Origin of the sequence: Bifidobacterium castoris (assembly GCF_003952025.1) — a bacterium.
GTDB classification, from domain to species: Bacteria; Actinomycetota; Actinomycetes; order Actinomycetales; family Bifidobacteriaceae; genus Bifidobacterium; species Bifidobacterium castoris.
The window spans coordinates 118,888-134,558 of sequence record NZ_QXGI01000003.1 but is presented as its reverse complement, the minus strand read 5'-3'; the positions used below and the strand labels follow the sequence as shown (position 1 = coordinate 134,558).

The 15,671-nt window shown below is 70.1% G+C and carries 13 protein-coding genes; 8 read left to right on the top strand and 5 right to left on the bottom strand.

From position 1 onward, the window contains the following. From D2E22_RS04705 to D2E22_RS04675, 8 genes are all read left to right on the top strand, one after another. Entirely contained in the window at positions 1-1,053 is a 1,053-nt protein-coding gene (locus D2E22_RS04705; protein WP_126032106.1) for a VWA domain-containing protein, read from the top strand. After that, entirely contained in the window at positions 1,050-2,060 is a 1,011-nt protein-coding gene (locus D2E22_RS04700; RefSeq protein WP_126031960.1) for a vWA domain-containing protein, read from the top strand. The genes D2E22_RS04705 and D2E22_RS04700 overlap by 4 nt, the downstream gene beginning before the upstream one ends. After that, a complete protein-coding gene (locus D2E22_RS04695) occupies positions 2,057-2,641 on the top strand; it encodes a DUF6466 family protein (RefSeq protein WP_126031959.1) in 585 nt (194 codons plus the stop codon). Before D2E22_RS04700 ends, D2E22_RS04695 begins: the two co-directional genes overlap by 4 nt. A gap of 208 nt (positions 2,642-2,849) precedes the next feature. Beyond that, on the top strand, positions 2,850-3,227 hold the full coding sequence (locus D2E22_RS10490; protein ID WP_164518420.1) for a hypothetical protein: 378 nt from the start codon (positions 2,850-2,852) through the stop codon (positions 3,225-3,227). After that, positions 3,224-4,732 carry an esterase/lipase family protein gene (locus D2E22_RS04690; RefSeq protein WP_164518419.1) on the top strand — a complete coding sequence of 503 codons (1,509 nt, stop codon included), beginning with the start codon at positions 3,224-3,226 and terminating at the stop codon, positions 4,730-4,732. The genes D2E22_RS10490 and D2E22_RS04690 overlap by 4 nt, the downstream gene beginning before the upstream one ends. A 76-nt stretch (positions 4,733-4,808) precedes the next feature. Further along, complete coding sequence (gene purB / locus D2E22_RS04685; RefSeq protein WP_126031957.1) at positions 4,809-6,251, top strand: adenylosuccinate lyase; 1,443 nt, start codon at positions 4,809-4,811, stop codon at positions 6,249-6,251. Between the two features lie 222 nt (positions 6,252-6,473). Then, complete coding sequence (locus tag D2E22_RS04680) at positions 6,474-8,945, top strand: lysylphosphatidylglycerol synthase transmembrane domain-containing protein (protein ID WP_126031956.1); 2,472 nt, start codon at positions 6,474-6,476, stop codon at positions 8,943-8,945. A 162-nt stretch (positions 8,946-9,107) separates the two neighbouring features. Further along, on the top strand, positions 9,108-9,389 hold the full coding sequence (locus D2E22_RS04675; protein ID WP_022857750.1) for an HU family DNA-binding protein: 282 nt from the start codon (positions 9,108-9,110) through the stop codon (positions 9,387-9,389). Positions 9,390-9,490: 101 nt separating this feature from the next. On the opposite strand, the gene D2E22_RS04670 is transcribed toward D2E22_RS04675, so the two are convergent. From D2E22_RS04670 to arc, 5 genes are all read right to left on the bottom strand, one after another. Then, complete coding sequence (locus tag D2E22_RS04670) at positions 9,491-10,978, bottom strand: proteasome accessory factor PafA2 family protein (protein WP_126031955.1); 1,488 nt, start codon at positions 10,976-10,978, stop codon at positions 9,491-9,493. Beyond that, positions 10,978-11,181, bottom strand: coding sequence for a ubiquitin-like protein Pup (locus D2E22_RS04665; RefSeq protein ID WP_126031954.1), 204 nt, complete (start codon positions 11,179-11,181; stop codon positions 10,978-10,980). Before D2E22_RS04665 ends, D2E22_RS04670 begins: the two co-directional genes overlap by 1 nt. A gap of 94 nt (positions 11,182-11,275) precedes the next feature. Beyond that, positions 11,276-12,166 (bottom strand): inositol monophosphatase family protein, encoded by an 891-nt coding sequence (locus tag D2E22_RS04660; RefSeq protein WP_420897238.1) that lies wholly within the window; start codon positions 12,164-12,166, stop codon positions 11,276-11,278. Positions 12,167-12,329: 163 nt separating this feature from the next. Then, positions 12,330-13,961: a depupylase/deamidase Dop gene (dop, locus tag D2E22_RS04655; protein ID WP_126031953.1), complete on the bottom strand. Its 1,632-nt coding sequence runs from the start codon at positions 13,959-13,961 to the stop codon at positions 12,330-12,332. Beyond that, complete coding sequence (gene arc, locus D2E22_RS04650; protein WP_241218184.1) at positions 13,958-15,589, bottom strand: proteasome ATPase; 1,632 nt, start codon at positions 15,587-15,589, stop codon at positions 13,958-13,960. Before arc ends, dop begins: the two co-directional genes overlap by 4 nt. Positions 15,590-15,671: the final 82 nt, after the last annotated feature.

The following is a 15,671-nucleotide window of genomic DNA, read 5'->3' as shown; positions in this document are numbered from 1 at the left end:
ATGCTGCACTGGCAATGGCCCTGGGTGATCCCGGTCGCCCTCGCCGCGGCGTGCGCGATCGGCGCGTTCGCCTTCTGGCTCAACGCGCGCGGCGGCGCCGACCCGGCGGACGCCGAGGCGTGGGACGTCGACGACGGCCTCGGGACCGAGCAGGGCTCGCGGCTGCTGCGCCTGTGGCGCAGGCTCAACCGCGCAGCCGCCGCGCTCATCGCGCTCGCGCTCATGCTCGTCTGCGTGTTCGCGGCGCGCCCGGCCCAAGTGGACGCGCAGTCCGAACGCAGCGCGACGCGCGACATCGTGCTGTGCCTCGACGTCTCCGGTTCGGCGCTGCCCTACGACCGTCAGGTAATCGACACCTACCGCTCGCTCGTCGCGCACTTCCGCGGAGAACGCATCGGCATGAGCATCTTCAATTCGACGTCGCGCACCGTGTTCCCGCTCACCGACGACTACGCGATGGTCAGCCGGCAGCTCGACGAAGCGAGCGAGCTACTCGCCGGCGTCGAATCGCAGGACGACATCGACGGCATGAGCGAACAACAGTACCAGCAGATCTCCGACTGGCTCGCCGGCACGCAGAACCGCAAGAACGCGACGAGCCTGATCGGCGACGGCCTCGTCAGCTGCGCGGCGATGCTGCCCGGATTCTCCTACGGACGCTCGTCCTCGGACATGAGCCGTGACGCGTCGATCGTATTGGCGACCGACAACGTCGTCTCCGGCACGCCCACCTACACGCTCGACGAGGCGCTCGCGATGACGTCGAAGGCGCATATCGCCGTCGACGGCCTGTTCTCCGGACCTCCCCAGAGCGAAGGCGACGAGGCGACGACGCGGATGCGCACGCTCATCGAGGAGCACGGCGGCGTCTTCCTGACGCGCTCGAACGGCGATTCGGTCGACGAGCTCGTGCGCTCAATCGACGCACGGCGCACGAAGGACGTCGAGGATGAGGGCCGCGCCGCATGGACGGACGCGCCGGGCTGGTGGACGCTCGCACTCGCCGTGCTCGTCGGCGCATGGCTGCTTGTGGCATGGAGGTTGGGACGATGAACGGATTCACCTTCGCTCCCGCGCTCGGATGGGTCGCCGCGTCGATCATCGCGGCCGCGCTCGTCGCGCTCGCCGTCGGCGTCGTCGCGCTGTATGCGCGACGGCATGGCGACGAGACGCTCGGCATGTGCGTCAGGCGCGTCGTGATCTGCGTGCTGCTCGCCGTGCTCGCGTTCACGCCGAGCGTCGCCGCGACGACGACGAGCCGCGCCGTGAACGCGACCGACGTCGTCATCGCGGCCGACGTGACCGGATCGATGGGCGTGGGCGACGCGACCTACGGCGACCGGCGCGACATCAGCCGCCTCGATGCGGCGAAGGCCGCGATCGACGACATCACGGCGTCCTACGCGAACTCGAGCTTCGCAGCGGTCAGCTTCGGCTCGGCGGGCACGCTCGACGTGCCGCTGACCCCGGACGCGGCGGCGATCGACCATTGGGCGGCGTCGCTGCGCGCCGAGGCGACGGCCGCGTCGTCGGGATCGTCGGCGGACGCGGCGATCGACCAGCTGCTGCTCACGCTCAAGTCGATCCGCGATGCGCATCCCGACGACCGCATCGTGCTGTATCTGATCACCGACGGCGAGCAGACGATCCCGACGTCGCGGCGCACGTTCTCGTCGCTGCGCCGCTATCTCGACGACGCCTGCGTCATCGGCGTGGGCACCGAGTCCGGCGGCAAGGTGCCGAAGCCGGCGGCGGACGGCGCGGACGGCGGCTGGGTCGTCGACCCGTCGACCGGGCAGCCGGGCGTCTCGATCATGGACAGGAGCCAGATCGAGTCGATCGCCGACGAGCTGAGCGGCACGGCGCTGTTCACCGAGGACGGCGGCACCGTCGCCTCGTCGGCGATCGCGAAGGAATCGCGGCGCTGGCGCTCGACGACGACGTACAAGGAACGCGTGCGCGTCACGCCGGTCGTCTGGCCGGTCGTGCTCGCGCTGCTCGCCGTCATGGCATGGGAGACCGGCGCCTGGTTCGGCCGATCAAGGAGGCTGCTGCAATGACCGACGCACCATCCGAGGCACCGCGCACGGCGCGGACGCGGCGTCTCCCGCTCGCCGCCCGCATCGTCCTGCTCGTCGTCGCCGCCGTGGCCGTGGCCACAGCCGTCTGGTCGCTGTGGAACATCCACGCCGCCGATGAGAACGCCGACGCCACGGCGACGCTGACGCGCACGATCGACGAGGCGTCCAAATCTGACGCCGACCTCAAGCGGCTGCTGACGCAGCAGCGGCAGACCGACGCACGCTACGACGCGCTCATGGCCGCGAAGGCGACGCTGCTGCCGCAGCTCGCCTCGTCCGTCGAGGCGAACGCCGAGGTCTCCAAGGCGCTGACGGGGCGGCTCGAGGAACGCATCGCGCAGGAGGAGCGCGACAAGCAGCCGCAGGATTCCGGCGGCACGTCGACGCAGAACGCCGGGGGCGGCGCCGATCCGGCGCTCGACGAGCAGGAACGGCGCAAGCTCGAGGAGCTGCTCAAGAACAACGAGCCGACCGAAAGCGACCAATCCGACCCGGCGCAGGACGGCACGCGCACACAGCAGGGAGGCACGGCCGGCGATCGCGACGCCAAACCCTGGTGAGCCGCTCCCCCACGCCGATGCATCCATCCCCCGGGGCCCGTCTCATCCACATGCCGTGGACGCGACGGGCCCCGTCCACATGCGGTGTGGATGCACGCGGCTGTTATCCACACGCCGTGTCGTCCACATTCCGGGGCCGAGCCGGCCTTCCGGTCACCATGGACGGCACGGCTGGACACGTCCGTATAGGTCGGCGTCCAATGGAGGCATGGACATGACACAAGACACGATGCGGACGGCCGGCCCCCTCCACGGGCGCCGGCCGATACGAACGCTGGACGGCGCGCCGACGCTCATGCCGCCCACGACCCCGGAACCCCTGTTGCGCGGCAACGACCCCATGGCGACGCTCGAGGCCGCCATGGCCGACTGCCACCTGATCATGCAGCGGATGGCGCGCGAATGCGCGTCGACGATCGACGGGGCCATCGCCTCGCTCGGCGCCTGTGCGATCGACGGATGGCACGGCACGGCCTGCGAACTCTACCGCGAGCGCATCCGCTCGGTCTCGACGCAGGCGCGCATCGTACGCGCGCAGGCCGAGCTCGCGCCGGCGATGCTGCTGGGGACGGGAGGCGCGCGATGACCAGACTGGTGACCTCCTCGGTGCACGGCGGCTCCTACGGCGTCGCCGACGACGGCGGGTATCTCGAGGCCTGGGCGCGGCTCGAGGCGACGCAGCGGGCGCTCACGGCCTGCGCCGACGCCTGGACGGGCACGGCCTTCGCGCTGTCGACGCGACAGATGGACATGCTCGCGCGCCTGCCCGCCATCGAGACGGCGGGCGGCGCGGCGGGGGCGTCGGCGACGGCGTCGCACCGCATCGCACGCGCCGTCGACGCCTGCAACGACATCGGCGCGATGCTGCGTCGCGTCGGCGATGAATGCGGACGTCTCGCCGATCTCGTCGCGCGCGCCCACGGCCTGTACAGCGCGGCCGAATCGGACAGCCGCGGACTGACGTCGAAGGCCGTGCAGCTGCTGACGACGCTCAATCCGCTGGCGATGACGGCCATCGGCGCCTCGGTCGGCCTGTGCGGCGCGGCGTACGGCTACGCCGTCGAAGGGTCCTTCGGCATCGCCCATGCGTCGCGGGCCACATCCTGGATGCAGGAGGGGCTGATGGCCGGCATCGGCGCGCATCTGTCCGGCATGGCGGGCCTGCCCGGCCTGATGGGCGTCGGAGCGCTCGGCGGCGACGGAAGGCACGTCGCCGCGGCGGCCGGACGGATCGCGGCCGTGAGCGCGCCGCTCAACGACCGCGCGCAGGGCGACCGCCTCGTCGTGACGCAGACCACGCCGGTCGCCTCCGAACGGCCGGTGGGCTACGTCGACGGCACGGCCGCGGCGCTGCACGACCTGCGCCGGCTCGGCGCCGCGAACGGCGACGGCGGGCGCACCGGGCTGTCGTATGCGACGATCGCGATCTCACGCTATGCGCGCGCGGACGGCACGAACGCATGGCTCGTTACGATCCCCGGCACCGACGGCCAGCCGGACTCGCCGTTCGGATGGGAGCAGAACGTCGAGCTCATGGGCGACGACGCGGCGCGGCGGGCGCGTGCGGACAGCGCGCGCTTCGTCGCCGAGGCGATGAGGCGCGCCGGCGTCGGCGCCGATGAGCCGGTCGCGCTCGTCGGGCATTCACAGGGCGGCATCGTCGCGGCGACGCTCGCGAGCGACTACGTCGGCGAGTTCCGCGTCGAGCACATCGTGACCGCCGGCTCGCCGATCGCGAACCACCCGATCGGCGAGGACGTGTGGGTGACGAGCATCGAGATGGAGGACGAGCTCGTCGCCGCGCTCGACGGGGCCGCGAACCCGGAGCGCGACCGTTGGCTCACGGTGCGAGGCCGGCTCGCCGACGCCGGCGACGACCGGCCGCTCGTCTCGAGCCCGGTCGACATCGATGACGGGCCGCTGCGCCTGACGCACGACCTCGCATTCCACGAGGCCGCGTACGCGAGCGCCGCGCAGCTCGGCTCGCCGGCGCTCGAACGGCACGACGCGCATCTGCGCTCAACGATCGGGGGCGACTACCAAGGCACAACGTACTGGCGGGGCCGCCTCGGCGACGACGCGGACGAGTGACGGCCGGCGGGCGTCCCCGTCTCATGGATGGGACGGGGACGCCCCCGCGTTCACGGTCCTGCGTAGAGTGAGGAGCATGAAGCTCACCGACATCACCCCAGCCATCGCGCTCACGCCGCTCGATGGCCGTTACCATGCCCAGACCGCCGAACTCGTCGAATACCTCAGCGAGCCGGCACTCAACCGCGAGCGCATGCGCGTCGAGGTCGAATGGATGATCATGCTCGCCAACGGCTACGCCGGCAACGGCTGGAAGCCGATCGTCCCCGGCGTCGAGCCGCTGACCGAGCAGGAGCAGGCGTTCCTGCGCGCGATCCCGGAGGAGTTCGGCGCCGAGGGCATCAGGAGCCATGCGGCGCACGAGGCCGTCACCCATCATGACGTCAAGGCAGTCGAATACTACATCGACGACCAGCTCGACAAGGCCGCGGACGTGCTCGGCCGGCCCACGCAGCTGACCGGCCTCAAGACGCTCGTGCACTTCGCCTGCACCTCCGAGGACATCAACAACCTGTCGACGGCGCGCTGCGTCAAGAACGCCGTCGAACATGTCTGGCTGCCGGGCGCCGACGCGATCGTCGACCTGCTCGCCGAGCAGGCGGAGCGTTTCCGGGACCTGCCGCTGCTGTCGCTGACGCACGGCCAGCCGGCCACGCCGACGACGCTCGGCAAGGAGCTCGCCGTCTACGTCTACCGCCTGAACCGCCAGATCGGCCATGTGCGCGCGCAGCAGTACCTCGGCAAGATCAACGGCGCGACCGGCACCTTCGGCGCCCATCTGGCCGCCGTCCCGGACGTCGACTGGATCGACGTGTCGCGCGTCTTCGTCGAGGACCGCATGGGCCTGACGTGGAACCCGCTGACGACGCAGATCGAATCGCACGACTGGCAGGCGGAGCTCTACGGCACGATGAGCCACGCGAACCGCATCATGCACAACCTGTGCGTCGACGTGTGGATGTACATCTCGCGCGGCGTGTTCGCGCAGGTTCCGGTCAAGGGCGCGACCGGATCGTCGACGATGCCGCACAAGGTCAACCCGATCCGCTTCGAGAACGCCGAAGCGAACTTCGAGATCTCGTGCTCGCTGCTGGACACGCTCGCGGCGACGCTCGTCGAATCGCGCTGGCAGCGCGACCTGACCGATTCGACGACGCAGCGCAACATCGGCTCGGCGATCGGCTATTCGGTGCTCGCCCTGAACAACCTGCTCGGCGGCCTCAAGTCGATCCATCCGAACGAGGCCGTCATCGCGCGCGAGCTCGACGAGAACTGGGAGGTGCTCGGCGAGCCGATCCAGACGGCGATGCGCGCCTGCGAACTCGCGGGGCTGCCCGGCATGGACAAGCCCTACGAGAAGGTCAAGGAGCTGATGCGCGGCCATGAGATCGGCCAGCGCGACGTCGAGGCGTTCATCGACTCGCTCGCCTTCGACGAGGCGACGGCCGCACGCCTCAAGGCGCTGACGCCGGCGACCTATGTCGGCGACGCCGCGAAGCTCGTCTCCCACGACCGCTGACGCGTCGAAACCCCTGCAGGCCGCCGCCCGGTCGCCGTCCGATCCTCCAAAGGGTCCGACGGCGACCGGGCGGCGGCCTTTGCGCGGGCGGCGTGCAGGCGCGGCCGTCCCCTGCGCCGCCGGCGCCTTTTTTGGCAGCCGCTCCCCTAGAATGGTAAGGTTCGAAGACGGCACGACATGGCGGGGACGACGCCCGCCGCCACCCATGGGAAAAGGACGCCGATGCAAGCATCTGAACAGGAAACGCCGACGAGCCGGCCGCACGCCGACGACGGGCCGCAGGTCGCCGACGTCGTCATCGCGGACAACGAACCGCAGCGCGCGCATGTCTTCTCCGATCTGCTCCATGCGGCCGCCGCGCTCATTGCAGGCGTGCTCATCATCGTGTTCGCCGTCTACCTGCGCGGCATCACGCAGGGCGTCGAGAGCGACGCGCACACGGCCGCGCGCGCCCTCGAATGGCTGCTCGACGTTCCGGCGTCGTTCCTGCAGCAGCTCATCGTCGTGTTCACCGTCGTCAGCGTGCTCATCCAGCTCGTCATCAACCGCGACTGGCTGCGCTCGGCATGCGCGGTCGGCGCGCTCATACTCGGCTTCGGCGCCGTCTGGGGCGTCTCCTATCTGCTGTCCTCGCAGGGTTCGGCGATCCTCGTCAACTCGCTGCTGTCGACCGGCACGCACAGCGGCCCGTCGCTGCTGCCGGACTTCTATGCGGCGATCGGCGCCTTCCTGACGGTGGCGGGTCCGCGGCGCATGCATTCGACCGTCAAATGGGGCTGGAACGTGCTGCTCGTCGGCGCGCTGCTGCTCATCGTCAGCTCGTGGGACTCCGTCCCCGGCGTCATCGTCTCGATCTGTGTCGGCCGCGTCGTCGGACTCGTCATCCGTTTCGCCATCGGCACGCCGAACTCGGGTGCCTGGGGCGTCCACGTCGTCTCGGCGCTCCGGCAGATCGGCCTCGACCCGGCCGAGCTGCGGCTGCGCGACGCCGACGGCGCGCACGACGGCATCCTGCACACCTCGCTCAAGGACGACCTCGTCGAGAACTCGCGCATCTACTCGTGCCGCACGAAGGACGGCGCGCGCTACGTCGTCTCCGTCCTCGACAACCAGCTGCACGTGACCGGCTACCTCAACCAGCTGTGGCAGCTCATCCGGCTGAGCGGTGTCGCCGTGCGCCACGACCGTTCCGCCGTCAGCGCGACGCACCATCATTTCGCGATGCTGCTCGGCCTGCGCAACCTCGGCCTCGCCTCGATGCGCCCCTACGGCGTCGTCGACTCGGGCGAGTCGTCGATCCTCGTGCTCGACCGCGACTCGGCGCTGCGCCCCGCCGACGTCGACCATCTCGACGACAAGGCGATCGCCGGATACATGACCTACCTGCAGCGCGCGCACCGGCGCGGCTACACGCACCGGCGCATCACGACCGACGTCCTCGCCCGCACCGCGCACGGCGCGCCGGTCATCGCCGGATGGCAGAACGGCGACGACGCGAGCTCGCCGGCCAACGTCTCGCTCGACAAGGTGCAGCTGCTCGCGCTGTGCGCGGCGCTCGCCGGCATCGACCGCACGATCCGCATCGCGCGCCGCGTCTGGGGAGACGAAACGCTCGTCAACCTGATCCCCTTCGTGCAGAAGGCCGCCGTGCCCGCCTCCACGCGCACGCTCGACGGATGGAGCAAGACGCTGCTAGAGGACCTGCGCAAGTCCATGGGCACGCTCGCGCCCGAGGAGGTCTCCGAATCACTCGAGCAGGTGACGCTCTCGCGATTCAGCGCGCGCTCGTTCTTCGCTCTCGCGCTGCTCGTCGTCGCCGTCGTCGTCGTCATCACGCAGATGAACCCGAGCGAGATGATCAAGGCGGCGCGCGACGCGAACATCTGGATGGCGCTCGTCGTGCTGCTGTTCAGCTTCCTCGCCTGGGTCGGCTCGGCCGTCTCGCTGGGCGGCTTCATCGACCCCGACCGCAGGCATCCGCTCGGCATCCTGTTCTCGCAGATGGCCGCCGGCTTCACCGCCGTCTCTATGCCCGCCGGCATCGGCCCGGCCTTCGTCAACCTGCAGTTCCTGCGCAAGAGCGGCTACCGCAACACCGTCGCCACGGCGATCATGAGCGCCGTCTGGGCCGTGCAGGCCGCCGTCACCGTGCTGCTGCTCATCGCCATCGGTATCTTCACCGGCCGCAACTCGTTGTCGAGCATGGTGCCGACGAACACATTGATCATGGTCATCGCCGCCGTCGCGCTCATCGTGTCGGTCGCGATGGCGATCCCGCCGGTGCGCAAGAAGGTGACGGACAAGTACCTGCCGCTCGTCAAATCGTATGCGCGCAGCCTGCTCGAGACGCTGACGCAGCCGACGAAGCTCATCGTGAGCGCCGCCGGCGGCCTGCTGCTCAACGTGGCCACCGGCTTCGGCTTCTGGGCGGCCCTCGAGGCCTTCGGATACTCGACGAACCCGATCGAGACGACCTTCCTCTTCCTGCTCGCGAACACACTCGGCTCCGCCGTGCCGACGCCGGGCGGCCTCGGCGCCGTCGAGGCCGCGCTGTCGGTAGCGTTCACGGCCGTGGGCGTGCCGTCGACGATCGCGATCTCGGCGACGCTCGTCTACCGCCTCGGCTTCTACTGGCTGCGCATCCCGATCGGCGCGCTCGCAATGAAATGGCTCGACAAGCACAATATGATCTGATTTCGCGCCCCGACGGTGCCCCGCAGGGCGCCGAACGCGAAAAAAGTTCCCGAAACCCTTGCGAAACGCCGCTTTCGCCACATTTATGCGCTAAGATTCATTACTGAACATGTGGTTGAGACGTGCAATGGGCTCAACCCCTGAACCAAGAAGGATGCTCACATGGCATACAACAAGTCTGATCTCGTCACCAAGATCGCTCAGAAGTCCCACCTGACCAAGGCTCAGGCTGAGGCCGCCGTCAACGCATTCCAGGATGTGTTCGTCGAGGCCATGAAGTCCGGCGAAGGCCTGAAGCTGACCGGTCTGTTCTCCGCCGAGCGCGTCAAGCGCGCCGCCCGCACCGGCCGCAACCCCCGCACCGGCGAGACCATCGAGATCCCGGCGACCTACGGCGTGCGCATCTCGGCCGGCTCCCTGCTGAAGAAGGCCGTCACCGAGTGATCGGCTGAATCTGCTGAAGGCATCAACCGATGAGGCCCCCGACCAGCGCTGGTCGGGGGCCTCATCGTATCCGCGCGCCTATCGGCGATCGCCGTGCACGCTCATACGGCCGCGTCGGCGCCAGTGCGCCGGGCCTCGTCGATCAACGCGAGCAGCCGCGCATACCGCGCGTCGCTGACGGCGTCGAAGGGGTCGAGGAGCATGACCTCGTCCTTCACCGGATCCGTGAGCCTCAGCTGCGTCCAGTCGCAGGACCACGTCACCGGCGCGGCCTCGGCGCGCGCGACGAAGGCGCCGCGCAGCACGGCGCGCGTACCCGCCGGCGGCGTCGTCATGGCATGCCCGATCTGCGCGTCGTCGCACAGCGCGCGCATCATGCCGTGCCGCGAGAGCGACGCGAACAATGCGCCGTTGGCGATGTCGTGGTAGTCGAGGTCGAGCTGCGCGAGACGCATCGGGTCGACGGCGCCGCGGCCGGCGAGCCGGGCCGCGAATCGGCGCTTGCACGACCAGTCGGCGCGGTCGGCGAGCGCGGCCTCGTCGTGGTCGGCGAGCGCGGCGAGGCCGCGTTCCCAGTCGCCGAGCACGTCGTCGAGCGTCGTGAGCGGGTCGCCGTCGAAGGATGCGGCGACCCGCTCACGCCGCGCGTCGACGAAGCGCAGCACCGCGTCGAGCACGCGCCGCTGCAGCGCGAGCGCGCTCGTCGCCGTGCCGTCGGCGAGCCGCAGCGGCGCGTCGGCGCCGTCGGCGTCGACGGCGAGGTTCGCCTCGACCGGGTCGGCGAGCGCGATCGATTCGAGTCCGGTGCGCCGATCGTGCCGGGCGCCCCATTCCATCAGGCACAGCACGAGGTGCGTCATCGCGAGCTTCATCATCGTCGCCCACTGCGAGCGGTTCGAGTCGCCGATGATGACGTGCAGGCGGCGGAAGGATTCGGGGTCGGCGTGCGGCTCGTCGCGCGTGTTGATCATCGGCCGCGAGCGCGTCGTCGCCGACGAGACGGTCTCGTCGACGAAGGCGGCGCGTTGCGTGATGTGCCAGCGGGCGCCGTCGAAGCGGCCGGCGCCGGTGAGGATCTGGCGGGTGATCAGGAACGGTAGCAGCTGCGTCTCGATCCGGCCGAGTGCGACGCCGCGGCGCACGAGGTAGTTCTCGTGGCAGCCGAAGGAGTGCCCGGCGCTGTCCGCGTTGTTCTTGAACAGATGGATCGTCGCGTCCTGCCCGTGCGTCGCGCGCAGCCGACGTTGCGCGTCGAGCGCCAGGTCGCGCATGATCCGCTCGCCGGCGACGTCGGCGAGCGTCGCGTCGCCGGGCGTGCGCGCCTCGGCGGTCGCGTACTCGGGGTGCGCCCCGACGTCGAGGTAGAGCCGTGAGCCGTTGGTCAGATATGTGTTCGTCGAGCGCACGCGCTGCACGATCGGCTGGAACATCATCATCGCGACCTGACCGGCGTCGCAGTGTCGCGATGCGCCGGTGACGCTCAGGCCGTATTCGGTCTCGATGCCGAAGATCCTCGCGAAGTCGCCGGCGTGCGCCAAGGCCGAGGCGCCGGCGTGCCCGCGGTTGCCGCTGTCGTGCAGCTGCGGCATCACTGGCCGCCCTTCTGCACGAAGCCGCTGACGTATTCCTCGGCGTTCGTCTCGAGCACCGCGCCGATGTCGTCGAGGATCGCGTCGAGGTCGTCGATCGCGGCGTCGGCGGCCGCCTCGCGCGCCGTGCCGACGCCGATCGCGGCGTCCTCCTCGTGCTGGTCGTCGTGTGCCATGGACTGGCTGTGCTGCTCCTGTGGCATCGTCGTTCCTCCCGTCGGGTCGGGTTTCGTTCTCCGATTGCCACACTACTGCATCGGCTGCATCGGCTGCATCGGCACGAGCGGCGCGGCCGGCCTACCGCGTCGGCGGCCGCGAGCCGGCGCCGGCCGTGTCGCCGGCGTCCCAGGATTCGACGAGGTAGGGTTTGAGCTCGTCGAGGATGAGGCCGTTCGTGGCGACGAGGTTGTTCTCGCTGCGCCAGTGGATCAGGTCGCCGCGCCAGTTGCTCAGCTGCCCCTGCGCCTCCCACAGCACGACGGCGCCGGCGGAGAGCGCAGGCACGTCCCACTTGTGCAGATGCGGCTCGAAGTAGGCGTCGTAGGTGCCGTCGGCCACCTTGCACAGGTCGAGCGACGACGGTCCGATGCGCTTCATGTCGGCGGGCAGCCCGGCGATGTCGCCGACGACCTTGAGCGCGTGGCGAGCCTCAACGGACTTGAACGACATGCCGAATCCGATGACCGAGCCGTCGAGGCTGCGCGTCGTCGACGGCATGATCTTCTCGCGCTTCTCGCCGAGCGGCGTCGCACGCATGCGGATCGCGCCGCTGCGGCGCGCGGCGATGTAGGTCAGCTGCAGCGCCGGCGCGTGCACGACACCGAGAATCGGCTGCGCGGAGCCGAACTCGTTGAACTCGAACAGCGAGACGGTGACCGACCATTCGGCCATGTTGCGCGTGTAGTTGATGACGCCGTCGATGCCGCCGATGCACCAGTAGCGATCCCCCGCGTGCCATGCGTCGCTGCGTTCGTCCCAGCGCCCGTTGAACGCGTCCACATAGGTGAGCCGGTTGTAGATGAACTGGCTGAGTCGCCCGTCCAGTTCGAGTCCGCGCGAGTAGTCGCGCGCGGCCGCGCTCATCTCGGTCAGGCTTCTGGGCGTCACCTGGTTGCTGAGCGCATGCTTGCCGGCGTCCTGGGCGATGCGGGCGACCTGCATCGCCAGCTCGCGCAGTTCCATCGTCATCGTGCCCGTCCTCGATTCTCGTCGGCTGCGTCCGCACGGCGCACCGGCGCGTTCACGTCGGCCGGCGCGTCCCTCCGGCATCGCTTCGATACGACGTCGGCAAAGTGGTTGGAACACAACGGCGACCGGAATAAGTATAACGTTTGCATACCTGCTTCAGCCATCATAGCGTACGCCCGTCACCGTCGGCCTGAGGCCGCCCGGCCGGCGCGCCCCCGAGCGCGCGCACGGCCTGCCATGCGTCTCCGGCGCCGTCGAGCACCTCGGCGCAGGCCTCCTTCGTGAAGGCGCACGGGTCGGCCATGTCGAGCGTCCACTGCCTGCCGTCGGCGTCGTCGCGCGTCGTGGCATGCGTCCACGATACCGCGCGCAGCTGCTCGGGCCATCGGCGCACAAGCGTTCCGCGCAGCCATGCGCGCGTGTCCTCGGGCGGCGCGTCCACGGCGGCGGCGATCTCCTCGTCGCTCGCCGTGCGCTCGGTGCGCCCGCGCAGCTTCGCATAGATCGACTCGGACTCGTCGAGGCTCGCCCACCTCAGATCGATCGCCTGCAGTCGCGGGTCCTCCAATGCGTCGGCGAGCGGCTCGTCCGGGTGCAGCCTGCGGCGCATCCCCTCGATGAGCTGCCATTTGCACAGCCATTCGAGACGGCTCGCCTCGGCATGCGACTGCAAACGTTCGCCGTCGTCGGCGTGGCGGATGGCGGCCACGTCGAGCAGCGCCTGTCTCCACATCGCCATGACGGACCGGGTCTCGCGGTCCGGCCACACCGGCTCGCCGCGCGTGTCGGTGCCGTGGATCGCGGCGGCCGTCTCGTAGACGAGCTCGTTGAGCATGACCTGGATCTGCCATGCGGTCATCGTGCCGCCGTGCGCCATCGCGAGCGGCTCGGAGAGCGTCAGGTCGTGCGAGACGCGGTGCATCGCGTCGACCGGATCGGCCAGGCGCAGCTCCCCGAGGCGCGCGGCGATGTCGACGCCCGCCTCGTCGGCGTGCTCGAGCGTCCACAGCAGCATGCTCGTCGTGCCGAGCTTGAGCACGCGCGGCACGTCCATGCGGTTCGCGTCGCCGACGATGACGTGCAGCCGGCGCATGTCGGCCGGCGCGTGCGCCTCGTCGCGCGTGTTGACGATCGGACGGTCGAAGGTCGTCTGCAGCGCGACCTGCATATGGAAGTAGTCGGCGCGCTGGCTCAGCTGGTAGCCCATCCGCTCGCCGCGCTCACCCAGGCCGATCCTGCCCGAGCCGGTGTACTGCTGACGGGTGACGAAATGCGCCGTCATCATCGCCGCCGTCACGTCGAAGGGCACGTCGCGGCGCATCAGGTAGTTCTCGTGCGACCCCCAGCTCGCGCCCTTGCCGTCGACGTTGTTACGGTAGAGCCGCAGCGTGCCGCCGGCCCGCCCCTCGGCGTTCGCGCGCGCGGCGGCGCGTCGCATCAGCACGTCGCCCGCCGCGTCGTAGACGACGGCCGTGAACGGGTCGTCGGTCTCCGGCGACGAGTATTCGGGATGCGCATGGTCCACATAGATCCTGCCGCCGTTGTCGGCGAGCACGTTCGTGATCTGCGGCTGCGGCTCGTCGGTGAGCATCTCCGGGCGCGCGGCGGCGCGGTCGAGACGCCGTCCGCGCATGTCGTTGACCGGGTCCTCCTGCCGGTAGTCCCAGCGGATGCGGCGCGCATCGTCGCTTGCGGCGGCGCCTGCGACGACGTCGAAGGACCACTGCACCGGGTTGCCCCGATCCGCCATGACCGCGTACTCCGTCTCGGTGCCGACCACCCTTCTGACGCTCATGCATGTGTCCTTTCCCATTCCGGCGCGCGATGCGCCACGTCCGCCTCGTCGCCATCATCGTCGATCCGGCCGATCCTGCGCAGTTCGACGGCGCGGCCGTCGCCGAGCGCGTTGACCTTCGCCCACTGCGCGGCGTCGACGTCGCCGAGCGTGTCCCATGCCGATCGGTATTCGTCGGCCACCGCCTGCGCGATCATCGCCGCGTCGAGCGCGACGGGCTCGCCGCGGCCGACGCTCGCCTTGACGGCCGCCGTCTTGGCGCGGTCGACGATGTTGCGCAGCATCGCGCCGGAGACGACGTCGGCGAGGTCGAGCGGCCGCTCGGAGCCGTCGTCGAGCCGCAGGGCGCCGAGCCTGCGCGTCCCGTCGCGCCGGTAGACGCCATCGACGAGCGCGCATGCGAGCGCGTCCGCGTCGACGCCGTCGGCGTACGGCAGCCGCGGCGTCAGGTAGCGCGCGGCGATCTCGAGCGCCGCGTCCCGGTCCGGCCGCTCGACGCGGATCTTGACGTCGAGCCTGCCCGGGCGCAGCACGGCCGGGTCAATCATGTCGACGCGGTTCGACGCGCCGATGACGATGACGTTGTCGAGCCGTTCGACGCCGTCGAGTTCGGCGAGGAACTGCGGCACGATCGTCGTCTCGACGTCCGAGGAGACGCCCGAGCCGCGCGTGCGCAGCAGCGCGTCCATCTCGTCGATGAAGACGATGACGGCCTGCCCGTCCGCGGCGCGTTCGCGTGCGCGGTCGAACAGCAGGCGGATGAGCCGTTCCGATTCGCCGACGTATTTGTTGAGCAGCTCGGGGCCCTTGACGGCGAGGAAGACGCCGCGCGCATCCTCCCCGGCGAGTTCGTGCGCGATCGCCTTCGCGATCAGCGTCTTGCCGTTGCCGGGCGGCCCGTACAGCAGCACGCCTTTCGGCGGCGTCAACCCGTAGGCCGTGTACAGGTCGCGGTGCTCGAACGGCAGCTGCACGGCGTCTCGGATGCGCGCGATCTGCGCGTCGAGGCCGCCGATGTCGGCGAAGGAGACGTCCGGCGTCTCCTCGAGCAGCAGCTGCGCCGTGTCCTCGCGCGGCACCATCGCCACGGCGAATCGGTTCGACGGGTCGACGACGACGCGGTCGGCGCAGGTCAGGCGCGCGTCGCGCAGGTCGTGGGCGCGGCGCACGAGACGGTGGTCGCCGGAGGCGTCGACGACGATGAGGCGTCCGTCGTCGAGCACGTCGTCGATGGCGCGCACGGCGCCGACGGTCTCGGCCGCCGCCGTCGCGACGACGACGAGGTTCTCGTCGAGCAGCAGCGTCATGCCCGGTTCGAGCCGGGACGCGTCGACCTGCGCGGCCACCGGCACGATCATCCGCCGTGCGCCGTGCATCACCTCAACGCTTGCGTGGCGTACGCCGTGTTCGTCGCGGCTGCTGCCGTGCGCCCGCAGCATCGTCGCGAAGCCCAGCGGCGGCTTCGTGAACTGCTCGAGCTGGGATTTCGCCTTGGCGAGCTCGTCGGTCGCGCGCCTGAGGGCGGCCGCGAGCGCGTGGTTCTTCGCCTGCAGGCGGTCGGCGTGCGCGGCGGGCGTCTCGGGGCAGTCGGCGCGGGATTCGCCGCAATCGTCGCAAACGTGCATCATCCACCTCGCCATGCGCTTCATCGGGTGTCCGGCCTGCGGCGACGGCATGGTGTGTCCGGCGAAGCGCATGCATGAAAAACGG